At 60.9% G+C, this 21,721-nt stretch carries 24 protein-coding genes; 6 read left to right on the top strand and 18 right to left on the bottom strand.

Annotation, left to right across the window (positions count from 1 at the left end; translation table 11 throughout):
* Window positions 1–8: 8 nt before the first annotated feature.
* The 6 genes from NXC14_RS06555 to NXC14_RS06530 all read right to left on the bottom strand — a co-directional run bounded on the left by NXC14_RS06555 (window position 9) and on the right by NXC14_RS06530 (window position 4,085).
* Window positions 9–1,394 carry a DegQ family serine endoprotease gene (locus NXC14_RS06555; RefSeq protein WP_085777479.1) on the bottom strand — a complete coding sequence of 462 codons (1,386 nt, stop codon included), beginning with the start codon at window positions 1,392–1,394 and terminating at the stop codon, window positions 9–11.
* Window positions 1,395–1,473: 79 nt separating this feature from the next.
* Window positions 1,474–1,839 (bottom strand): SPW repeat protein, encoded by a 366-nt coding sequence (locus tag NXC14_RS06550; RefSeq protein WP_085777478.1) that lies wholly within the window; start codon window positions 1,837–1,839, stop codon window positions 1,474–1,476.
* Window positions 1,833–2,189, bottom strand: coding sequence for a DNA-directed RNA polymerase subunit omega (locus tag NXC14_RS06545; RefSeq protein ID WP_245362137.1), 357 nt, complete (start codon window positions 2,187–2,189; stop codon window positions 1,833–1,835). Before NXC14_RS06545 ends, NXC14_RS06550 begins: the two co-directional genes overlap by 7 nt.
* A gap of 8 nt (window positions 2,190–2,197) precedes the next feature.
* Window positions 2,198–2,941 (bottom strand): NADH dehydrogenase ubiquinone Fe-S protein 4, encoded by a 744-nt coding sequence (locus NXC14_RS06540; RefSeq protein ID WP_085777477.1) that lies wholly within the window; start codon window positions 2,939–2,941, stop codon window positions 2,198–2,200.
* Window positions 2,942–3,007: 66 nt separating this feature from the next.
* Entirely contained in the window at window positions 3,008–3,517 is a 510-nt protein-coding gene (locus tag NXC14_RS06535) for an Hsp20/alpha crystallin family protein (RefSeq protein ID WP_085777476.1), read from the bottom strand.
* Window positions 3,518–3,605: 88 nt separating this feature from the next.
* Window positions 3,606–4,085 carry an Hsp20 family protein gene (locus NXC14_RS06530; RefSeq protein WP_085777475.1) on the bottom strand — a complete coding sequence of 160 codons (480 nt, stop codon included), beginning with the start codon at window positions 4,083–4,085 and terminating at the stop codon, window positions 3,606–3,608.
* A gap of 214 nt (window positions 4,086–4,299) precedes the next feature.
* On the opposite strand from NXC14_RS06530, the gene NXC14_RS06525 reads away from it, so the two are divergent.
* Window positions 4,300–4,521 (top strand): hypothetical protein, encoded by a 222-nt coding sequence (locus tag NXC14_RS06525; RefSeq protein WP_085777474.1) that lies wholly within the window; start codon window positions 4,300–4,302, stop codon window positions 4,519–4,521.
* A 38-nt stretch (window positions 4,522–4,559) separates the two neighbouring features.
* Here NXC14_RS06525 and NXC14_RS06520 read toward each other — a convergent pair whose 3' ends face one another.
* The 5 genes from NXC14_RS06520 to groES form a co-directional block, all read right to left on the bottom strand.
* Window positions 4,560–6,770 (bottom strand): amylo-alpha-1,6-glucosidase, encoded by a 2,211-nt coding sequence (locus NXC14_RS06520; protein WP_085777473.1) that lies wholly within the window; start codon window positions 6,768–6,770, stop codon window positions 4,560–4,562.
* Window positions 6,771–6,784: 14 nt separating this feature from the next.
* On the bottom strand, window positions 6,785–7,879 hold the full coding sequence (locus NXC14_RS06515) for a glycosyltransferase family 4 protein (protein WP_085777472.1): 1,095 nt from the start codon (window positions 7,877–7,879) through the stop codon (window positions 6,785–6,787).
* 85 nt (window positions 7,880–7,964) lie between these two features.
* The gene (locus tag NXC14_RS06510) at window positions 7,965–8,387 is read right to left on the bottom strand and encodes a hypothetical protein (protein ID WP_085777471.1); all 423 of its coding nucleotides are present in this window, start codon (window positions 8,385–8,387) and stop codon (window positions 7,965–7,967) included.
* A 90-nt stretch (window positions 8,388–8,477) separates the two neighbouring features.
* Window positions 8,478–10,106 (bottom strand): chaperonin GroEL, encoded by a 1,629-nt coding sequence (gene groL / locus NXC14_RS06505; protein ID WP_085777470.1) that lies wholly within the window; start codon window positions 10,104–10,106, stop codon window positions 8,478–8,480.
* 51 nt (window positions 10,107–10,157) lie between these two features.
* Window positions 10,158–10,472, bottom strand: coding sequence for a co-chaperone GroES (gene groES, locus NXC14_RS06500; protein ID WP_085777469.1), 315 nt, complete (start codon window positions 10,470–10,472; stop codon window positions 10,158–10,160).
* Between the two features lie 278 nt (window positions 10,473–10,750).
* Between groES and NXC14_RS06495 the strand changes: the two genes are divergently transcribed.
* Window positions 10,751–11,023, top strand: coding sequence for an aspartate-semialdehyde dehydrogenase (locus tag NXC14_RS06495; RefSeq protein ID WP_085777468.1), 273 nt, complete (start codon window positions 10,751–10,753; stop codon window positions 11,021–11,023).
* Window positions 11,024–11,108: 85 nt separating this feature from the next.
* Here the strand turns inward: NXC14_RS06495 and NXC14_RS06490 are convergent, their stop codons facing one another.
* From NXC14_RS06490 to NXC14_RS06475, 4 genes are all read right to left on the bottom strand, one after another.
* The gene (locus NXC14_RS06490; RefSeq protein WP_085780011.1) at window positions 11,109–11,810 is read right to left on the bottom strand and encodes a pentapeptide repeat-containing protein; all 702 of its coding nucleotides are present in this window, start codon (window positions 11,808–11,810) and stop codon (window positions 11,109–11,111) included.
* Between the two features lie 171 nt (window positions 11,811–11,981).
* Window positions 11,982–12,497, bottom strand: a complete 516-nt coding sequence (locus NXC14_RS06485) for a GNAT family N-acetyltransferase (RefSeq protein WP_085780010.1) — start codon at window positions 12,495–12,497, stop codon at window positions 11,982–11,984.
* Between the two features lie 110 nt (window positions 12,498–12,607).
* Window positions 12,608–13,276: a hemolysin III family protein gene (locus NXC14_RS06480; RefSeq protein ID WP_085777467.1), complete on the bottom strand. Its 669-nt coding sequence runs from the start codon at window positions 13,274–13,276 to the stop codon at window positions 12,608–12,610.
* Between the two features lie 129 nt (window positions 13,277–13,405).
* Complete coding sequence (locus NXC14_RS06475; RefSeq protein ID WP_085777466.1) at window positions 13,406–13,825, bottom strand: universal stress protein; 420 nt, start codon at window positions 13,823–13,825, stop codon at window positions 13,406–13,408.
* Window positions 13,826–14,103: 278 nt separating this feature from the next.
* On the opposite strand from NXC14_RS06475, the gene NXC14_RS06470 reads away from it, so the two are divergent.
* On the top strand, window positions 14,104–14,964 hold the full coding sequence (locus NXC14_RS06470; RefSeq protein WP_085777465.1) for a VOC family protein: 861 nt from the start codon (window positions 14,104–14,106) through the stop codon (window positions 14,962–14,964).
* Window positions 14,965–14,975: 11 nt separating this feature from the next.
* Here NXC14_RS06470 and NXC14_RS06465 read toward each other — a convergent pair whose 3' ends face one another.
* On the bottom strand, window positions 14,976–15,359 hold the full coding sequence (locus tag NXC14_RS06465; protein ID WP_085777464.1) for a hypothetical protein: 384 nt from the start codon (window positions 15,357–15,359) through the stop codon (window positions 14,976–14,978).
* A gap of 190 nt (window positions 15,360–15,549) precedes the next feature.
* On the opposite strand from NXC14_RS06465, the gene NXC14_RS06460 reads away from it, so the two are divergent.
* Entirely contained in the window at window positions 15,550–16,716 is a 1,167-nt protein-coding gene (locus NXC14_RS06460) for an AI-2E family transporter (protein ID WP_085777463.1), read from the top strand.
* An 18-nt stretch (window positions 16,717–16,734) separates the two neighbouring features.
* The gene (locus NXC14_RS06455) at window positions 16,735–18,027 is read left to right on the top strand and encodes an FAD-dependent oxidoreductase (RefSeq protein ID WP_085777462.1); all 1,293 of its coding nucleotides are present in this window, start codon (window positions 16,735–16,737) and stop codon (window positions 18,025–18,027) included.
* 45 nt (window positions 18,028–18,072) lie between these two features.
* Here the strand turns inward: NXC14_RS06455 and NXC14_RS06450 are convergent, their stop codons facing one another.
* The gene (locus tag NXC14_RS06450) at window positions 18,073–18,870 is read right to left on the bottom strand and encodes a polysaccharide deacetylase family protein (protein ID WP_085777461.1); all 798 of its coding nucleotides are present in this window, start codon (window positions 18,868–18,870) and stop codon (window positions 18,073–18,075) included.
* Window positions 18,871–18,968: 98 nt separating this feature from the next.
* Window positions 18,969–19,358 (bottom strand): DUF930 domain-containing protein, encoded by a 390-nt coding sequence (locus NXC14_RS06445; RefSeq protein WP_085777460.1) that lies wholly within the window; start codon window positions 19,356–19,358, stop codon window positions 18,969–18,971.
* Window positions 19,359–19,600: 242 nt separating this feature from the next.
* Between NXC14_RS06445 and NXC14_RS06440 the strand changes: the two genes are divergently transcribed.
* The gene (locus tag NXC14_RS06440) at window positions 19,601–21,709 is read left to right on the top strand and encodes a S9 family peptidase (RefSeq protein ID WP_085777459.1); all 2,109 of its coding nucleotides are present in this window, start codon (window positions 19,601–19,603) and stop codon (window positions 21,707–21,709) included.
* Window positions 21,710–21,721 lie beyond the last annotated feature (12 nt).

Here is a 21,721-nt window from a genome sequence, read left to right as displayed (position 1 = left end):
GCTCCCGGCTAGCGGATGACCAGCAGCAGCCGGCCGCCATCGCGGATCAGTTCGAGGGCGACTATAGCTGGTTTTTCGGCAATCGTCCGTCGCAAGTCGGCGATGGAAGCAACGGGAACGCGGTTTATCGCAACGATTAAGTCGCCGGCCCGAATACCGGCGCGAGCCGCGGTGCTGCCGGGAGCCACATTCTCTATCAGCACGCCGGAGACGCCCCCATCCCGCAATCCCCCTTTAGGGGCGTCCCGCATGCTGGCACCCTCCAGCGCCGTGCCGGACAGATCTGCAGGAGAGTGGTCTTCGGCAGCGATGGTGGCAGCAATCACCCTCTCGTCATCGCCACGCTTCACAGTCAAGCGGACGTTGCTGCCCGCCGGCGTAAGGCCGATCCGATTCCTGAGGTCAGTCGCGCCATGAACGGGACGCCCGTCGATCGCCGTCACCACATCGCCGGTCTTTAGTCCGGCCTGCTCGGCCGACGAGCCAGGCTCGACATTGGCAATCAGGGCGCCCCGCAAATCGCCAAGTCTTAGTGCCTCAGCCAGGTCGGGCGTTATATTCTGGATACCGATGCCGAGCCTGCCACGTCGCACTTCCCTATGGGCAATCAATTGATTCATCACCGTCACCGCCATGTTGCTTGGAACGGCAAATCCGATGCCGACATTGGCGCCGGCGGGGCTGAGGATCGCTGTATTGACCCCGATCAGCTTGCCATCGAGCGTTACCAGGGCGCCCCCGGAATTTCCCGGATTGATCGAGGCATCCGTCTGAATGAAGTCTTCATAGCCTTCGATGTTCAAGCCGCTGCGTCCGAGGGCGCTGACGATGCCCGACGTAACCGTTTGACCGAGCCCGAAAGGATTCCCGATCGCAACGACATAGTCGCCCACCTTGAGGGCGTCGGAATCACCGACCTGGATCGCCACAAGATTTTTTGCGTCGATCTGGAGCAGCGCGATATCGGTTTCCTTGTCACTGCCGATGAGTTTTGCCGGGAACTGACGCCCATCCTTCAGCGTGACGGAAATCTCCGTCCCGCCATCCACGACATGATGATTGGTGAGCACATAGCCTTTCGCAGCGTCGATGATGACCCCAGAACCGGCACTCATCCTACCCCGCCGTTGCTGCTCCGGCACATCAAAGAAGTGGCGGAAGTTCGGATCGCTGTAGAGAGGATTGTTTTCGGCTGGTGACCGCGAGACGACAGCGATATTAACGACGGCTGGGGTGATATGATCGAGCATCGGCGCTAAGCTTGGCAAGCTGGCAGCCGAAGGTACAGGCGCCGCTGTCTGTGCAATGACGGGGGTGACGGTGATCAGGACGGCTCCGGCGGCGATAGCTGCGGAAACGGCGATCGTGCGGAGCCTCGGGGCTAAATCGAACATCGGTTTGCTCCTCGACTCTACTCGTTTGAAACTTGAATTCGGAAGAACGGGCCCGGCGGCCGGACCCGTTCTGAGTCGCTTATACGGTTGACAGCGGATGGTTATGGCTGAACCAGATGCTGCCGGCGGCCACTACGGCGACGACAACACCCACAATCAGATGCACCCACATCGCCGCTGTCACGGCCGCAAAGCCCAGCACCCACGGTGCGACGACGGCCCATACGCCCAGGACAAGATTGACCCATTCCTCCACCTCATAGAAGGCGTAGAGAGCCGCTGCGGCGATCAGGGCGATGGCAGCGCCGACGATCCAGGCATTCCATGCGGCGCCGCTCTCGGCTGCGAAGCCGAGCAGCCATGGTGAGATCAGAAGAGCAAGACCGGCAACGATATTGACGATATCGAGAGCCGTCCGGTTGCTCGAATTCAGGGACTTCAGCATCGTTCATTTCTCCTCATCTGTTGTTTGACATCATCGATCGACCGCCTCATGCGATGAGGCGACGGGTGCGGCGGCAGTGCTTGAAAGGCCGTCGCCGCGAAGCTCGATTTTTGTGGGTGCAGGTGGTGGCAAAAAGCATGCGCCTGCTTGAGAAATGGCGCCATCTCGTCGTCGGCGAACGCACCGCAAGCAATCTCCTGCAATGCCATCTCGCTCGCGCTTGCGCACCGCGGATCAAGCCTTGGTTCGGCACCACGCCTTAGTGCGCGGGTGCGGGCCGCTGCCGCGAGCGACAAAGCGAACCTGTTCGGAAGAATGTTCTGGCAATCGAAAACGACATGCGGATCCATGACCCACCTCATGCAGCTTCCCGATTGGCCACAAGATGTGTTTGTGCGCTCTCGACATCCCGCTCGAGGGCAAGCAGCGCCTGCTCGACCTCATGGAGACGCGACGACCGGTCGTTCTCCGGCATGCCTTCGTTTGTTGCCTGGTCGAGAAGATATTCCGTCCAGGCCCAATTCATAAGGATCGAGCGCTTCGCTTGCAGCGAAAGGGAGGGATCAACAACGATGTCCATCGGCGACGACCACGTCGCCGGACCGGAAGAATCTCCTCGACTTGTCGCACCGTCCATGGCCTGCCCGTAGCTCTCGCTCAGCGGGGCAAGGCCAAGCCGGTCCAGTGTCGCGTCAGCGAAAGCATGCGACATTTTTTCGGTTCGGCGGCCGGTCATACGCTTTGCCGTAGCAGCAGCAGGCCGTTGCACGACATAAGTCAGACCGTGACGCTCGGCGTACCGGATGGCGGATCGCAGCGTGGGAAATTCGAGTTCCACCTGCGTCAGCACATCGCGATCACCCGTGTAACCCATCAAAGGTTCGATGAATGGGGCGCTGCTGCGCTCGAAGACGAGCCGCCAGCCCTTCGTTCGCGCTTTGCCCGACGTCGCAACGGAGCGGCACGGTTTGAAGATACGGGCAACGGCATTTTCGGGAAACAGTGATTGTCCGAACGAAAGTTTGCTCCGTTCGTTATCGTTCGACGCGCAGATAGTGTCAGATATTGGGGTTTTCCGATGTGTGTCTCTTGCGGTCTCCATGGATCTATCCCTCCCTATCGGCGAAGGATGAGCGGCGGCCGGCCAGGTGGCCGGCCGCCGCGCTCGTCAGCTTCTGATGGCGATGCGCTTGACCTGTGACTGCGCCTTTTCGGTCTTTGGCAGAGTGACAGTCAGAACGCCGTTCTTGAAGGTGGCGTCGACCTGGTCTTCCTTGACCTCGGTGCCGAGCGGGATGCGTCGTTCGAAGCGGCCGTAGTAGCGCTCCGAAAACTGCTTCTCCTTGTCTTCCGTTTCCGAACGCTTCTCACCCTTCAGCGTGAGCACGCCGTCATTGAGAAAGACCTCGATGTCCTTTTCTTCAAGACCGGGTACTTCGGCCGTAACCCTGATTTGCTTCTCAGTGTCCGAAATCTCGACACTCGGCCAGCCTGCACCGAAGCCGCCGGCGCCGCGATGTGACGGCAGGCCGGGGCCAAAGCCGCGAAAAACGTCGTCGAACAGCCGGTTGACCTCGCGGTGAAGCGACAGGAAAGGATCGCGGTCGTCGTCGCGAAGGAGACTCGGCATCTGATTGCCGTTGTTGCGGCCCCAGGGAATCAAATCACGAACACTCATGGCTTTACTCCTTTCTGGTGGTTCTTCGGCATTCCGGTGGGCGCCAGACGACGTCTGGCGCCACGTCCGCTCCCTGCTATTGGAACGCTTAGGCCGCCACCTGTTTCTCACCTTCGATCTGCTTTGTCTCGGCCTTGGGCAGCACCCCGTCGGCCTTGATCTCGATCTGGCGCGGCTTCATCTCTTCGGGAATTTCGTGCTTGAGATCGATGGTCAGCAGACCGTGGACCAGACCGGCGTCGACAACCTTGACATGATCGGCCAGTTCGAACCGACGCTGGAACGAGCGTCCGGCAATGCCGCGATGCAGATATTGAGCATCTTCGCTGTCTGCCTTCTGCCCTGATACCATCAGCATGTTCTGCTCTTGGGTAATTGCCAGCTCGTCCTGCGAGAAGCCCGCCACTGCCATGGCAATGCGGTAGTCGTTCTCGCCGGTCTTGACGATATCGTAGGGCGGCCAGTTGTCGATTGTCTCGGCGCGGCCTGCAGCCTCAAGCGCGTTCAACATTCGCTCGAAGCCGATGCTCGACCGGAACAGGGGAGAGAAATCGAGGTTTGTCCTCATAGCCATATCCTCCTTGCAAGCAACATGGACACAAGGAGACGCCAAGAGCGACCGGCGTCTCCTGGGCTTTCTGTCGATCCCTATTGGGCGATCAACAATACTAATATAATTCAGTGCCTTACGGTTTCAAGGGGATCGAATTTCTCGATGAGAAAAATTGATCTTTTTGAAGACGCCACCATATGTTCTGGAGCTTGAGCGAGGAGCAATTGTTATGACAATGACTTCACACGACGTCGTCGCCGTCCTTGGGCCCGCCGACAAAACGCTTGTGGCCGAGATCATCGCGACAGGTGCAACCCAAGCCGAGCTTGCCGAGGCGTTTGCATGGGCCAACAATGACGAGGCCCTGGTGGGTGAAGGGCGGCATCTACCGACCGGCAGGGTTGCTGCGCTTGTTGACCTGCTGAGGTCGGACGAAGAGGAACCCGATTAGAAAAGGCGGTTGACCCGCCTTCCCTGCACCGTCCTTCATCAGGCCGTGGTGAGCACGCTGACATCGCCCTGTCGATTGATGACATCGACCACGACCTGGTGTCGAGACCGACGGATGGCCACGTCAGCCGAGCAATTGCCGATCAGCAGACGCCGCAAGATTACCTCGTCGAGAAACGAAGGAAGCCGCGGCACGCTGAAGTTGATCTGCAAATTATTCGGATCGAAGTCGAGGCCAAGGCAGGATTGCAGCAGCGACAAAGGGGCTGCTGCCGCCCATGCTTGCGGCGAGCAGGCAACCGGATAAGAGGTAGGACCGCGTGCGCGTTGACGTGGCAGGCCGCAGAGGAGTTCGGGAAGCCGCCGCAGGTCGATATAGGTCGCAGCGGCAAACAGCCCCTCGAAGATTCGCGCGGCTTCGGCGCGATAGCCATAGCGGGCAAGACCACTGGCGATCATGGCATTGTCATGTGGCCAGATCGAGCCATTGTGGTAGCTCATAGGATTGTAACGTGCTTCGGTCGAGGGAATGGTCCGGATGCCCCAGCCACAGAAGGAGGAAGCATTCATCAGGGTGCGGGTCACCTGTGCGACCCGTTCAGGATAAGCAATACCGGTGAACAGAGCATGGCCGGCATTGGAGGATCGGACCCGGCAAGGCCGTTTATCCCCGTCGAGAGCCAACACATAGGTGCCGAGTTCCTCATCGAAGAAGCTCATGTCGAAGGCGTGGCGCAGTCCCTCCGCGCGCGCGAGAAAGCTCGCCGCGCGCTCCGGGTTGCCCCTCCACCGGAAGATTTCGGCAGCACTTTGCCAAGCGCCGTAGACATAGGCTTGGACTTCGGCGATCGCGATTGGGCCCCGGGCCAATGTGCCATCGGCATGGAAGACCGAATCGTGGCTATCCTTCCACGCCTGATTGATCAGGCCTTCTTCCGTCAGCCGCCCGTATTCGACGAAGCCGTCGCCATCGCGATCCCCATGTTCGTCGATCCATGTCAACGCCGCTTCGAGATTCGGCAGGAGACGGTCGATGGTCGCAAGGTCACCGGTTCGTTTAAGATACTCGCCGGCCAGCATCACGAAGAGCGGCGTCGAGTCGATGCTGCCATAGTAACGCCGGAAAGGAACCTCGCCGAGTTCGGCCATTTCGCCGCAACGCACTTCGTGCAGGATCTTGCCCGGCTCGGCGTCTGAAGCAGGATCGACGTTCGTCGCCTGATTGGCAGCAAGATGACCCAGAACCCCGCGGGCGATCTCCGGATCGAGCCAAAGTGTCTCAAGCGCCGTGATCAGGGCATCGCGGCCGAAAACGGTGCTGAACCAGGGAATGCCAGCATAAGGATAGGGGCCTTCCGGCTTGTCGGTGATCAGCATGTAGAGGTCAGAGGCGCTGCGCCGCGCGACTTCGTTGAAGATCTCGTTGGAAGTTGTGACCGACGCTGCGCGCGAGGAGGAGGCGCGCAACGCACGGCGGGCATCCCGCAAGGTAAGAAAGAAGGAAAGGCGGCTCAGTCGATCGGCGGAGGTATGGTCGCAGCCGATCTGGATAAAGAGCGATTTGGTCTCGTGCGGCTCCAGATGGAGGTCGTAAGTGACGAGATCGCTACGAATCTCGGCCGGTTCAGGCATGAAGGAAAGGCGCGTCGACCGCTTGCGATCGTCCAGGCCAATATAGGAAAGCAGGATCCAATCCTGTTCCACGACGGCGGGAAGATGGTGCCCTCGCCTTGCCCTTGCGGTGCCGCGGACTTCAAAAAGATCGGCGAAATCGGCCCCGAAAGAGATCTGAATGCGAACATGTTGCCGCCGCTCGTCATAATTCCTCACGGCCAGCCGTTCATAACAACAGGCATTCCAGAGAAAGCGTGATCTGCGCAGATGAATCACGTCATGGCCCAGAACCAGCCTTCCCTTGTCATCAAACTGATCAGGATTAGTAAGATCACAGGTCAGCGTGGCATTGTCATCCCGCAGCGTCGACGACAGAAGCATGGGCCGCTGTTCGTTGATCGTCAGGTAAAGATGCGAGAGATGACGGGTGTCCCGGTGAAAAAGGCCTTCCGGACTGCTGGGACCGGAAAGAGCATCGCCATTATGATCGAAGACGGCAAAAGTATCGCCGTGCTTCAAGGTACGCGGCCGGCGCTCCTGCAGCGATGCGGCGGCCGGAATGAAGAACTGAGCGACCGGCGCCGTCAGGCCTGACGATGCCTTGGCGGGGTTGCTGTCCGCAGACACGTTCGACATGCCTCCTCCTTGCCTCAGGCAACAGCCTGCAGGTCGGGCGCTTGACTACGCGACCGGCGGATCGGCGCAGCTTTGATGCGAACGCCCGGCAGGTTGCGATAGATGTCGAGATAGTCGCACGCCATTCGTTGTGCAGTGAAGCGCTTTTCAAACGCGGCCCGTACCTTGTGCCGATCGAGGCGCAGCGCCCATTCGACGTTTTCGGCCGCCTCGGTGACGCTGTCGACCAGGATGCCCGAGATGCCATTGTCAATGACCTCGGGAACCGAACCACAGCCGAAAGCGATGACCGGCGTGCCGCAGGCCATGGCTTCGATCATCACCAGCCCGAAGGGCTCCGGCCAGTCGATCGGGAAGAGCAGAGCGCCTGCATTTCCAAGGAAGGCAGCTTTCTCACGTTCATCGATCTCGCCGATGAATTCAACATGCGGATTGCTCTTTATCATCGGCTCGATGACGGTTTCCCAATAGGCCTTGTCGGCATTATCGATCTTGGCGGCGATCTTCAGCTGCATTCCGACCTTTGCCGCGATCTGGATCGCGCGATCGGGGCGCTTTTCCGGAGAGATCCGACCAAGAAAAGCCAGGTAATTGCCTCCAGGGTTTTGCGTGAAGGGAAGCAGATCAGCCGGCAGTCCATGATAGACCGTTCCGCGCCAGTCGACCGGCGGCATCGGACGGCGCTGGTCGTTGGAGATCGACACCATCGGAATATCCGGGAACGCCGCGTAGAACGGCTTGAGATCCGGCAGGTCGAGCCGGCCGTGCAGCGTGGTGACAGTGCGGTCGGCGAAATCGCGGATCAGCGGGAAATGCAGCAGGTCGATGTGGAAATGCAGCACGTCGAACTCATGCGCCCGCTGACGGATCTCCTCCAGCATCAAGACCTGATGCGGCAAATGTTCCTTGACCGCAGGGTTCAGCCGCAAGGCGACGTCCGCACATGACACGAGTGTCGCCCGGGTGACGGAATCGCCGCTGGCAAAAAGCGTGACCTCATGCCCCTGTGCCACGAGTTCTTCGGTAAGGTAGGAAACGATCCGCTCCGTTCCCCCATAGAGCTTTGGCGGAACGCTCTCGGCGAGCGGCGCAATCTGAGCGATCTTCATCGGCAAAACCTCCTCAGTTGAGCAAACAGTCGTCGGCAAAATCATGCCCGCGTCCTTTAGAGGCACACGGCGGCCGGACGGAGGGTCAGGTTTCGAGTAGCGGTCGGCGCCGTCCTCCTTTCCAGTAGCTGCACAAGCCAAGGCCGGGAAGCCGGCGTACCGACGGTCTTCGACGACGCGTCCTGTGGGCACTCAAGGGAGCGGACGTATCTTGTTTCCCGGATGGTCGATCGCCTTTGTCCAAAGCCTTCAGCGCTTCGAGGATCTCGTCGTAGGATACAGCTTTTTCGGTCCCGGGGTAAAGGCGAAGGGCAGGTACGGATTCGATCGCGAAGATATCGGATGCCCATGAAGCGAGAATGGCCCGCTTCTCGTCGTTGCCGATGTCGGCGGCGTTAAGCACGTCACGCGGGTGACTGAAATGTTTCGCTGGATGAAGCAGATGTGCCGCGCTGATGGCAGCCATGGCGCTCTGCTGCATGGAATTGCTGATGCTTTCCTTTCTCATAGCTCGCTCCATTGATGTTGACCGATGGAACTTGGTTCATTCGATAGTGTGAGGCCCGCCCCGATGTCAGAGCGGGCCGAGTGGTTGCTGTTAGAAGTCCATGCCGGCGCCGGCGGGCATAGCCGGAGCAGCTTCCTTCTTGGGCTTCTCAGCGATCATCGCTTCTGTCGTCACCAGCAGGCCGGCAACGGAGGCGGCGTCCTGAAGTGCGGTGCGCACCACCTTGGCCGGATCGATGACGCCCTGCGCGTAGAGATCGCCATATTCGCCGCTCTGGGCATTCCAGCCATAGGAGAATTCGCTCTTCTCGCGCAGCTTGCCGACAATGATGGAGCCTTCGGCGCCGGCGTTTTCGGCAATCTGGCGAACCGGGGCTTCGATCGCGCGGCGGACGATGTCGACGCCGACCCGCTGGTCGTCATTTGCCGTCTTGACGGCGTCGAGCGCCTTGACTGCACGCAGCAGCGCCACGCCGCCGCCGGGCAGAATGCCCTCCTCGACCGCTGCGCGGGTTGCATGCAGCGCGTCGTCGACGCGATCCTTTTTCTCCTTCACCTCGACCTCAGTCGAGCCGCCGACGCGGATGACCGCAACACCGCCGGCGAGCTTGGCGAGGCGTTCCTGCAGCTTCTCGCGGTCATAGTCGGAGGTGGTTTCCTCGATCTGCGCGCGGATCTGAGCGGTACGACCGTCGAGCTCCGCCTTCGAACCGGCACCGTCGATGATGGTGGTGTTTTCCTTTTCGATGGCCACCTTCTTTGCCCGGCCGAGCATATTGAGCGTCACATTCTCGAGCTTGATGCCGAGATCTTCGGAGATGACGGTGCCGCCGGTCAGGATGGCGATGTCTTCCAGCATGGCCTTGCGGCGGTCGCCGAAGCCAGGCGCCTTGACGGCGGCTATCTTCAGGCCGCCGCGCAGCTTGTTGACGACGAGCGTTGCGAGCGCTTCGCCTTCGACGTCTTCAGCGATGATGAGGAGCGGCTTGCCCGACTGAACGACGGCTTCGAGAACCGGCAGCATCGACTGCAGGTTCGACAGCTTCTTCTCATGAATGAGGATATAGGGATCCTCCAGTTCGACCCTCATCTTGTCCTGATTGGTGACGAAGTAGGGGCTGAGATAACCCCGGTCGAACTGCATGCCTTCGACGACTTCGAGTTCGGTTTCGGCAGTCTTGGCTTCCTCGACTGTGATCACACCCTCGTTGCCGACCTTTTCCATTGCTTCGGCGAGGTAACGGCCAATCTCGGCATCGCCATTGGCGGAGATCGTGCCGACCTGGGCAATTTCGGAATTGTTGGAGATCTTGCGGGCGTTGGTCTTCAGTTCCGCCACGATAGCGTCGACGGCGAGGTCGATGCCGCGCTTCAGGTCCATCGGGTTCAGGCCGGAGGCGACCGCCTTGGCGCCCTCCTTGACGATCGCCTGGGCGAGCACCGTCGCCGTCGTGGTGCCGTCGCCGGCGAGGTCGTTCGTCTTCGACGCCACTTCGCGCAGCATCTGCGCACCCATGTTCTCGAACTTGTCTTCGAGCTCGATTTCCTTGGCGACCGAGACGCCGTCCTTGGTGATGCGCGGCGCGCCAAAGGATTTGTCGATGACGACGTTGCGGCCTTTCGGGCCAAGCGTGACCTTCACGGCATTGGCCAGCACATCGACCCCACGGAGCATGCGTTCACGGGCATCGCTATGGAATTTCACTTCTTTCGCAGCCATTCTTTAACTCCTTCAATAGGCAGCTTTTTTGACTAACGCGGGGCGAACGCCTCAGGCGGCGATCTTTTTGGCCGCCTGGGCTTCGATAATACCCATGACGTCGCTTTCCTTCATGATCAGCAGGTCCTCGCCGTTGATCTTGATCTCCGTGCCTGACCACTTGCCGAACAGGATGCGATCGCCGACCTTGACGTCGAGCGCCTGGATCTGGCCGGCATCACTGCGCGCACCAGGACCGACGGCGATGACCTCGCCTTCCTGCGGCTTTTCCTTGGCGGTGTCGGGAATGATGATGCCGCCCTTGGTCTTTTCTTCGGAATCGACGCGGCGGACGAGAATGCGGTCATGAAGCGGTCGGAACGACATGTTTTCCTCCAATGGACAAACAATAACGATGTTGTTCCCCTGGCCGGACCGGATGACCAGTCCGGGCGGGTGCAAACCTCTGTCGAGCGTTTTGCGCGCATTGATCTGGTTTTGCGATTTTTCGATTTCAAGAGGGCGCAGAGAAAAAATTAGCACTCACCCGAAGTGGCTGCTAACACCCTGAGAAGGAACAACAAAATCCGCCGTTGCGTTGAGAATCCCGTTGATGGACGCCAAGATATGCGCCACCTTCTCGTTGTCTGAAATGGAGATGAAGCATGCAATTTTCATCGGATCTAGAGCGCCAGCTCAGCGGTTACGGCCTTACCACTGCCCACATCCTCTACCGCCTTCCGGATTTCGAATCCGTTCTGCAGACTTATGTCTGGCAGGATTACGATCTCGCCCCGGGCTTTCCGGAAATGCACAAGTTCCTCGATTTCTGGCAGTCCAACCTTGACGGACCGCTGCATTCCGTCCGCTATAGCCATCAGCGGCTGATCGGACCGAATGAATGGCGTCGGGTCATTGGCGAGTTAAGGCTGCACTAGTTCGAACCTGACACATTCCACGTCGGCCAGGCATTGCTGCCATAGCTTTCGTCAACCTGCACGGAATCTATGCAAAAGCCCGAGTTCACTCGTGCTCGGCAGGGCATGGCCAATTTGAAGGCGCAGAGAGGCCTGCCGGCAATTTGGTCGAGGCATCGCCGCAGGCCAGGTCGATCTGCGCCTGCTCGAGGCCGGCGGCAGCCGAGAGGTCAAGGCCTTCGATGCGGGTCAGGAACATGAAGGCGCGCTCGAACGTCGCCGGGCCTTCGAAGACGGCGCTGGAGAGATCGGCGCGGGAGAGATTGGCGAAGGAGAATTTCACCCCCGTCAGTACCGCCTTATCGAAATCGGCGCGGCCGAGTTCGGCCTTTTCAAAGCTCGCGCCGGAAAGCCGGGCTCCCGCGAAATTGGCGCGCTGCAGCTCGGCCCCGGCAAAGGACGCGGCGTCCGCGACAATATTGGCGAAGCTGGCGCGATAGGCCTCGATCTTGGCGAAGTTGGCCCCTTCGGCATGTGACCCCTCAAGCGAGGCGCGCACCAAGCTCGCCTTTTCCAGATTGGCGGATTTGAAATTCGAACCGCTGAGATCGGTCAGCGAGAAATCGGTGCTGAAGAGATTGGCGCCTTGGAGATCACTGCCCTGCAGCATCAGGTTCTTCTTCGTGCATTCCTGCCAGTCGAGCTTCGGCGAGGCCGTGCTGCCGCAATCGGCAGCACGCGAGGAAATCGGAGCAGCGGCGAGAAGAAGGAAGGCAAGGAGGCCGAGCGGCAATCTATGCATTACCATTGAATTGTTGATCTCCATGACGCTTATCACGCCGCCTCTCGCGAAGCAGGCGGCCTCTCTTTTCTACACAGCTCAGAATACAATAAAAAGATGGTGACCGCTCCGGCAATGATTTGCCGGTTCACTCCGTCCAGCGAGCGCTCGTCCCTCCGTGGGCCTTGGGCAGGCAGTTCAATCGGCCTCGCCGGGCAGGCGAAGCTCCATGCAGGTGAGGTCCAGCCAGCGGCCGAACTTGGTGCCGACCTCGGAAAATCTGCCGGCAATGCGGAAGCCGAGCTTTTCGTGCAGCCGGATCGAGGCTGTGTTATCAGCCTCGATGCCGGCGATCATCACATGGATATTGGCGGCCGCCGCACGCGCGATCAATTCGCGCATCAGGGCCTCGCCGATGCCGGCGCCGCGATGATCCTTTTCGACATAGACGGAATGTTCGACGGTGTGGCGATAGCCTTCGAAGGCGCGCCAGTCGCCATAGGAGGCGTAGCCCGCGACCTTGCCCGCCATCTCGGCGACGATGACCGGAAAGCCGCGGCCCTTGCGCGCGCTCAGCCATTCCCGTCGGTTTTCGAGATCGACGAACGTTTCGTTCCAGATCGCCGTCGTGTGCTCGACGGCATGATTGTAGATATCCCGGATGGCTGGAAGATCGGCTTCGGTGGCGTCGCGGAGAAGGACGGCGTCTGTCATGATCACCCGGTTCGGATTGACTGCCGGATTGGCATACGCTGCTGATCAAAAGATGTAAACGGCTGACACGCCAGAGAAAGGCTCGCGGGACGCGCTCGGCAGGCCGCAGCTCAGAAGGCTGGCATCGGCAGGCTGAAACAGGTGAAGACGGCTGAATAATGCACAGCCGCGGCGATGACGACGAAACCGTGCCAGATGGCGTTCTGGAAACGTAGTTTCTCCCAGACATGGAAGATGACGCCGAGCGAGTAGATAACGCCGCCGATAACGATCAACAGCATCGAAGCGGAGGGAATGCGCGCGGCGACAGGCCCCGCCACCAGCACGCCGCTCCAACCCATGGCTAGGTAAAGCAGGATGGCGAGGCGGTCATAGCGCCCTGGAAACACGCATTTCAGGACGATGCCGACAGCTGCGAATAGCCATATCACCATCAGCATGAAGAAGAGCAGCGGATCGTCGGCGCCGCGTTCGAGAAAGGGCGTATAGGTGGCGGCGATCAGGATGAAGATCGCCGAATGATCGAAGCGGCGCAGGAACCATTTGGTGCGCGAGACCGGCCAGAGATTGTAAGAAAAGGAGATGGCAAGCGTCAGCACCAGTCCGACGCCATAGATCCAGGCGGCGGCGAGCGCGCCGTGGGAGCTCCAGACCGTGGCGTAGAAGATCAGAGCGGTGGCGCCGATCAGCGCCAGCACAAGACCGACGCCATGGACGATGCCGTCGGCGATCAGCTCATATCTGTCATAAGCCCAGCGAATACCGTTGAACTCGGCCATGCACGCCAACCCGTTTCGTACCCGATTGCGATGGTCGCACCGAACGGGCGGGGGCGCAACTGCGGCGCATCGTGCGCGTGGTAAATCTTCGTGACAGACCACACAGGCGACCTCGACGGCGGCGCAGATTCAGATCTTCTGCCGCTCGACCAGCACGGAGCACTTGGCGTGCCGCACGACACGGTCGGCCGTGGCGCCGATAAAGTAGTTGGAAAAGTCCGGAATATGCGAGGCGAGGATGATGAGGTCGGCGCCGTGGCTTTCGGCGGCTGCGATGATGGCTTTGGCCGGCGGACCGTTGCGGATGTCGATCGTCGCCGTGACCCCGGTTGCGGCGACCAACGCCTCCAGCTTGTCGCGGCCATCCTTCATGGCGTCCTCGAGCATGTTGGCCGGCAGTTCGATCGCGACATAGGTCGGCACATCCTCGACGACGTTGAGCGCGACAATCTGGCCGCCCGCGTCGAGCAGCGAGGCGGCCTTGCGGAGAATGTTCTCTCCCCTGTCGAGGCTGCCGAGCGCGATCGCCACGATGATTTTCCTGTACATGGCTCCCTCCTGACTGAGATGCATAAGCTTGCTCAGATGAAGATATGGGCGCATTGACTCCGATCAAGCAGGTGAAGGTCATCGTCAACATCTGCTCAACGCTTCATCCTCAAAAACAAGCCTTCTGTGAACAATCGGGATAGGCCATATAGAGATCAAGTACGGCAACCGAAGAGACCAGGCGCATGAACCGGCGAGACTTCCTCGGATCTGCCACGGGCGGCATGATTGCCGCCACCGCCGGTACGCCTTGAACTGCAGAGGCAGGAGACCCATTGATGACGACAGAAACATCCTATGCGCTGACGCGGCCTGCCTATATCGACCAGTCGCATCTCGTCGTCACCGACCTCGGCCTCGTTTCCGGCTTCTATCAGTCGATGCTCGGCCTGAAGGTCATCGAGAAGACGACGAGCGGCGAAGTGCTGGGTGTCGGGGGCCATCCGCTGCTGACGCTGACCACGGCAAAGGACGCGGCAGTCGCGCCACGGAATGCCGCAGGCCTTTTCCACACAGCCTTCCTGATGCCCGACCGCACCGAACTGGCGCGCTGGCTGCGCCACGCCGCCCAAAACAACGTTGTGCTCGACGGCGCCTCGGACCATCTCGTCAGCGAGGCGATCTACCTTTCCGATCCCGAGGGCAACGGCATCGAAATTTATGCCGATCGGCCACACGAGGGATGGAAATTCCTTGAGGATGGTATGGTCGAAATGGCGACGCGGCGGCTAGACCTGCAGGCTCTTTATAACAGCGCACCGGAGGATCGCTGGGGCGGCATGGCTGAGGGAACGGCAATCGGCCATCTGCACCTGCAGGTCGGCAATATCCCGCAGGCGGACGCCTTCTACCGCGACGTGCTCGGTCTCAAGCTGATGGCCCGTTATCCCGGCGCAAGCTTTTTTGCCACCGGCGGCTATCACCACCATCTCGCCGCCAACATCTGGAACAGCCAGGGCGCCACTGCCCGCGCCGACAATATGACCGGGCTGTCGGACTACCGGATCCGTTTCAACGACAAGGCGACGCTCGACGCGGCGGTTTCCAGGCTCGACGTGCTGGAGCTCAACAGCGAGAAGCGCGACGGCGGCGTCTTCCTCAAAGATCCCTGGGGCATCGGCCTGACACTTTCGGCCTGAACCTGAAAACCCTATTGAACCTTCTCGGTTCCTGATGGCGTCGTCACCTGCGTCGGTCCGCCGCCGTTTCCGCTTGGCGTTGGCGACCGGTCTGTCGCTTCGGGCGGCCGTGCAGGGCCGGAGGCCGGGTCGTTGTTGAAGGCGCCGGGACCGGAGGGCTGCGTATTGATCGCATCCGGCTTGGTCGAAGCCGTTGCAGTCGGATCATTGTTGCTGGGATCGGGCCAGATTGCAACGCTCACGCCGGCAATGATGAGAACTGCCGCGCCCGCCGCAAGAACGGCCCAAACCCACCAACGCTGCTGATCGGCGGCTTTCAGCCTCGCCTCGTCCGCATAAGGGGGATCGCTCGAATAGGTCTCGGTGCTTTTCTTCTGGTCGGGATCTGCAATCATGAGCACTCTCCTTCCGAGGTCGAACGCCAGCGACGGCGAGGTTGTTCCGGCTGCAGGATCAAATCGGCGCGCGAGCCGACAAAAGGGCGGACGCTTCAGCGCCCTTACAACAGCGCCATGGGGAGGCGGAACCGGAACCGCATCAGCGCGTTTTTGTGGCGAAGCAATCTGGCTTCGGGGACCTCAACGCATGGGCATCGCCAACGGCATCCGCAAACACGCAAAGAAGATCGCCATCGGCGAACGCCAAACCAGCGCCTGGGCTAAGTCGTTGCAGGAGACGGCGGAGGAATTGCCGTCCCCGCCGGTGCATCGGCTTGAGAAGGACGGGCTCGACATCAGCATGGCCTGGGCGATCATCGGCATTTTCGCCATCCTCGGCCTTGCCGCCGTCTATACGATGTCGCTGATCCTGATTCCGGTGACCCTTGCCGTCGTCGTCGGCATGATCCTAGGCCTCGCCGCGGAAAATCTCAGCAAAATGGGTGTGCCGAGGCTTGCCAACGCCTTCCTTCTGTCAAGCAGCGTCGCTTTGGTCATCGTTCTGCTGGTCACTTCGCTTGCCGATCCGCTGGCGACGCTTGCCAACGAAGCCCCGGCTTTCGTCGAGCGGATGATAAGCCGCATCATGCCCTATCTGGAGCGCATCGAATGGCTGCACATCACGCCGGCGACATTCGAAAGCGGGCCGATGTCGATCGGCGCGCTGCTGGAAAACACTGGTAACGTGCTGCATGTGGTGACGACAAGCCTGACGCCGGCACTGATCCAGGGGCTGATCTTCTTCGCCGCGCTGCTCCTCTTTCTTGCCAGCCGCGTCAATCTGCGCAAGACGATCATCATGACCTTCCGCACCCGCCCACAACGGCTGGCCGCGATCCGCGTCATCAATGGCGTCGAGCAGGTGCTCGGCTTCTATTTCGCCACCGCTTCGCTGATCTACATCGGGCTTGGCGTCGTCATGACCATCATCGCCTATGCGAGCGGCTTGTCGGCGCCGGTGCTCTGGGGCTTCTTCGCCTTCCTGTCGAGCTTCATTCCCTATCTCGGCATCACGCTGATGACGCTCTCCGTCGCCATCGCCGGGATCATCACCTATGACGGCTTCATCGTCGGCCTGGTGCCGGCGGCAGCCTTCTTCACCGTGCATCTCGTCATGGAGAACCTGATCTTCCCGGCGGTGATGGGGCGGCGGCTGGAAATCAATCCCTTTATCGTCTTCCTCGCCATCCTGTTCTGGACCTGGATGTGGGGTGCCGTCGGCGCAATGCTGGCGCTGCCGCTGTCGCTGATCGTCATGACTATCATCGAGGAACTGCTGATCGAGGAAAAACCGCAGCCGCAATTGCCGAAGTGATCAAGCGAGGAGACATAAGTGGCGTCCGATCTCGATCTCGACGAATCCGATCATGACCAGATGGTCAGCGGCTGCTCGCTCTGGGGAAAGAATGCCATACGTCCGCAATGGCGGCCGATGGCGCAGAGCTTTTCGACGGATGTTGCGGTGATCGGCGGCGGCATCACCGGCGCGCTGATCGCAGATCATCTGACGGCGCGCGGCTTTTCCGTTGTTATCATCGACCGGGAAGAGCCAGGCTTCGGCAGCACTGCCGCCAGCACCGCGATGCTGCAATGGGAAATCGACAGCACGCTCACAGAACTCGAGACCTATTACGGCTTCGAACGAGCCGCGGGAATCTATCGCCGCAGCGCCGCCGCCGTGGCCGGTCTTTCGAAGCTGATCGCAGCGAACGGAATCGCCTGCGGCTTCCGGCCGCGCAACACGCTTTATCTCGCCTGCAACCTGGAAGGCGCCCGCGATCTCAGGGAAGAGCGCCAGCTTCGACGGCGGGCGGGGCTGCCCGGCGTCTATCTCGAACATCCTGATCTCTTTACGCAATTCGAGTTCGATCGCGATGGCGCAATCTATTCGCCGGGTTCGGCGGAGGCCGATCCGCTGCTGCTCACTTGGGCGCTCATCGCAATGGCGGTCCGGCGCGGCGCGCAGCTGGTCAGCGCTTCCGTGACCGCGCTGCACAGCGAAGGCGATTGCGTCACGGCGGAGACGGATGGCGCCCATGTCATCGAAGCGCGGCATGCCGTGCTGGCGACCGGCTATTCGATGCCGGGCCTCGACATGCCGAAGCTGCACCGCACAAGTTCGAGCTGGGCCTTCGCCACCGTGCCGCAGGATCCCGCCACATTCTGGCGCGACCGGGCTTTGCTCTGGGAGGACAACCATCCCTATCTCTACATGCGCACGACCGCGGACAATCGCATCGTCGCCGGCGGCGAGGACGACGGTACGACAGATGCCGCGGCGCGGGATCGAAAGCTGCCGGCCAAGATCAGCGCCGTCCAGGAGAAGATGAAGCGGTTATGGCCGGGAGCGGAGCCCCGCATCGCCCATGCCTGGGGCGGAACCTTCGGCGAAACGGCCGACGGCCTGCCGCTGATCGGCCCGTTACCCGGCATGCCGCATGTCTTCGCCGCCCTCGGTTATGGCGGCAACGGCATCACCTTCTCCTATCTCGCCGCCCAGATGATCGGGGCGATGATTGCCGGGATCTACCGCGACTGGTTCGAGGATTTCGCGCTCGACCGGGAAGAACCGGGGATACGGCGGTTTGGAGAGGATATGGTGCGGGCCGGGAGTGAGTTGAGGTAAGGACTTCACATTGGCGGGCGTGCCTTATGGCACACCTTCGTGGATCTAGTCCGTCGTCTTATCGTCGCCCCTATCCTGGACGTCCTCCAGACGAACGAACTCGGTGCCCTTGGCCTTGAGGTCGACCAGCGCCTTCGCCACTCCATCGCCCGCCGCATGAGTCGGCTGATTGATGTGGGAGATGACGACATCGCCGTCCTCGGCGGAGGCGATGCGTTTTTCGGTGATCGCTGCGCCGAGCAGCGAACCACCGTCGCCGTTCACCGAGTAGCCGGCGATGCGATAGCCCATGGCGCGAATCTCGCCGATGGCGGAAAGATCGTATTTGGCCGTGGAGCCGCGGAACCAGTGCGGTGCGGGAATGCCGGCCGCGACCATGGCGGCGGCGCCGCCTTCGACTTCCTGCCGCACCGCCTGCGGCGAGCCGGCCGAGGCGATGCCATAGACGAGCGTCGGCGTATCGACGGCCGGAATATGGTTCTCGCCATGGTTTTCGAGCTCGAAGAGATCCGGATTTTGCAGGAAGACGGCAAGGGCTTGCGGGTTGCGCTTCAGCCAGCGGGCGGTGACGAAGATCGTTGCCGGAATGCGCTCGCGCACGAGGGTCGAAAGGATGCGTTCGTCCGCCTGCCCCATGCAGGCGTCGAAGGTGAGCGCGACGCGGGCATGGCCCGGTATGTTGGAACGGGCGATATGCAGATGCGGCTCGACGAGCTTGACCGACGGCGCCTTGGCCGGACCAATTGCGGTCGGGGCCGAAGCGATTGGCGGAGGCATTTCGTCCGCCAATGCAGCGGAGAAGGAGGCGAGAAGCAAGACCGATGTGAGCAGGATGCGGTTCATGTCATGGACTTTACAATTCGAGCGCCGCGACTCTAGCCGCTCGCCTTGCCAGACGCCATGTGGCCGGATGTCACCGCAGCCGCCGGCTGGAGACCGCATCAATCGTAGAGATAGTACTTGTCCCACTTCTCGCGCGGCACCTTCTCACCGATCTGGTAGTCGAGCTGGCGCACGTTGATATGCTGCGGGCCGGTGATGCAATTGTAGGAAAGATGATACCAGTCGCCCTTGCTGCGGAAGACCGCGCCCGGCGCCTGCAGCGAATTGTCGCCGGCGATCGGGTCCTTGAAGGTATAGGCGATCACCTTGTCGGGCTTGAAGCCGGTGCTGTCCTTGTTGATGCGGCTCATCGCTTCCGTGTCGCAGCTCTGTTCGAGGCGGGTGGAGGGATCGAGTTTTTCCAGCTGCTTCTTAATAGCCGGGTCGACGGCAAAGGCGGGGGCAGCCAAGCCGGCCAGGGATACAAACAGGAGCAGACGTTTCGGCATTGCGGAGGAAATCCCTTACTGTTGTACAGTCTTCATCCTGCCGCCGGCGGCTTGCCGGGGGCTGGCACGTGCAAAATTCGCTCTGCGATAGCGGACCTCCTTAAACATTGTGGTGACATCAAGGCACGGCGGGCGGTGCCGTCTCCTCGACTGTGGACGGTCACCTGCACCCTTGGCGCTTGATCCGGCGGCTGCGCGCCTCTATCTCTTGCCAACCCGACATTCCGACCGGAGCCAATTCCTTGTCCGTCTTCAAGAGCCTGCCGACACCGCCCGCCGCACCGAAAAAGCCCGTCTCCGATACGCGCCACGGCATTACCCGCACGGACGATTACGCCTGGCTGCGCGCCGACAACTGGCAGGCAATGTTCAAGGACCCGTCGATCCTCGACCCCGAGATCCGCCGGCATCTGGAAGCCGAAAACGCCTATATGAATGCGGCGATGGAGGATACCAAACCGCTGCAGAAGGCGCTGTTTGCCGAAATGCGCGGCCGCATCAAGGAAGATGACAGCTCGGTGCCGATGAAGGACGGCGCCTATGCCTATGGCACGTTCTATGTGACCGGCGGCGAACAGCCGCGCTATTTCCGTATTCCCCGCGACGGCGACGTCGCCGACGAGGCGATCCGCACCGTCCTGCTCGACGGCGACAAGGAGGCATCAGGCAAGGCCTATTTTCGCCTCGCCGGCCTCGACCATTCGAGCGACCACAGCCGCGGCATTTGGGGCTATGACGACAAGGGCTCGGAATTCTTCACCCTTAAAGTGCGCGACCTAGCGACCGGTGAAGATCTCGATGACCGGATCGAGAATACCGGCGGCGGCGGCGTCTGGGCGCCTGATGGCAAGAGCTTCTTCTATTCGGCGCTCGATGAGAACCACCGGCCCTCGAAGGTGTTCCACCACATTGTCGGCCAGCCGCAATCGGAAGACCGGCTGGTCTATGAGGAGGCCGATGCCGGCTTCTTCATGGGTGTCGGCGGCTCGCTGCTCGACGACTTCATCTATATCGATATTCACGACCACGAGACCAGCGAATACCGGCTGCTGTCGACCAAGGACCTGACGGCCGAGCCGAAGCTGGTGGCGGCGCGCGAGGAAGGCATCGAATATTCGCTGACCGAGGGCGGGGATGTCTTCTATATCCTGACCAATGACGGCGGCGCCAAGGATTTCAAGATCATGGAAGCGCCGGTGGACAATCCGGGCAAGGAAAACTGGCGCGAAGTCGTCGCTCACAAGCCCGGCACGCTCATCATCAGCCACATGGCCTATGCCCGCCATCTTCTGTGGCTGGAGCGCAAGGACGGGCTGCCGCGGATCATGATCCGCGACCGGGCGACCGGCGAGGAACATGCGATCGCCTTTGCCGAGGAGGCCTATTCGCTCGGGCTTTCGGGCGCGGCGGAATACGATACCGACGTCATCCGCTTCTCCTATTCCTCGATGACGACGCCGTCGCAGCTCTACGACTACAATATGGTGACGCGCGAGCGCACGTTGTTGAAGACGCAGGAGGTTCCCTCCGGCCATAATCCCGACGACTACGTCACCCGCCGCGTCTTCGCCCCGACATGGGACGGCGAGACGGTGCCGGTCACCCTGCTCTATCGCAGGGATACGCCGCTCGACGGCAGCGCCCCCTGCCTGCTTTACGGCTACGGCGCCTACGGCATCACCATTCCGGCCGGCTTCAACACCAATTGCCTGTCGCTTGCCGACCGCGGCTTCGTCTATGCCATCGCCCATATCCGCGGCGGCAAGGACAAGGGCTTTGCCTGGTACGAAGACGGAAAGATGGACAAGAAGACGAATAGCTTCAAGGACTTCGTCGCCGCGGCCGATTATCTGAATCAACAGAAGTTCACCTCTTACGCGAAGATCATCGCCGAAGGCGGATCGGCCGGCGGCATGCTGATGGGCGCCGTCGCCAACATGGCGCCGGAGAAGTTCGCCGGTATCATCGCCGCCGTTCCCTTCGTCGACGTGCTCAACACCATGCTTGATGACACGCTGCCGCTCACCCCGCCGGAATGGCCGGAATGGGGCAATCCGATCGACAGCAAGGAGGAATACGAGCAGATCGCCGCCTATTCGCCCTATGACAATGTCGAGGCAAAGGCCTACCCGCCGATCCTGGCGCTCGGCGGCCTTACCGATCCGCGCGTCACCTATTGGGAGCCGGCCAAGTGGGTGGCGAAACTGCGCGACAAGACAACGGGCGAGGCGCCGATCCTGCTCAAGACCAACATGGACGCCGGCCATGGCGGGGCGTCGGGACGGTTCCAGCGGCTGGAGGAGATTGCGTTCGAGTATGCATTTGCGATCAAGGTGGCTGGGAAGATGTGAGGTGGCGGCGAC

Origin of the sequence: Rhizobium sp. NXC14, assembly GCF_002117485.1 — a bacterium.
Taxonomy (GTDB): Bacteria; Pseudomonadota; Alphaproteobacteria; order Rhizobiales; family Rhizobiaceae; genus Rhizobium.
The sequence above is the reverse complement of the archived record's forward strand: the minus strand, read 5'-3'. Positions and strand labels throughout refer to the sequence as shown.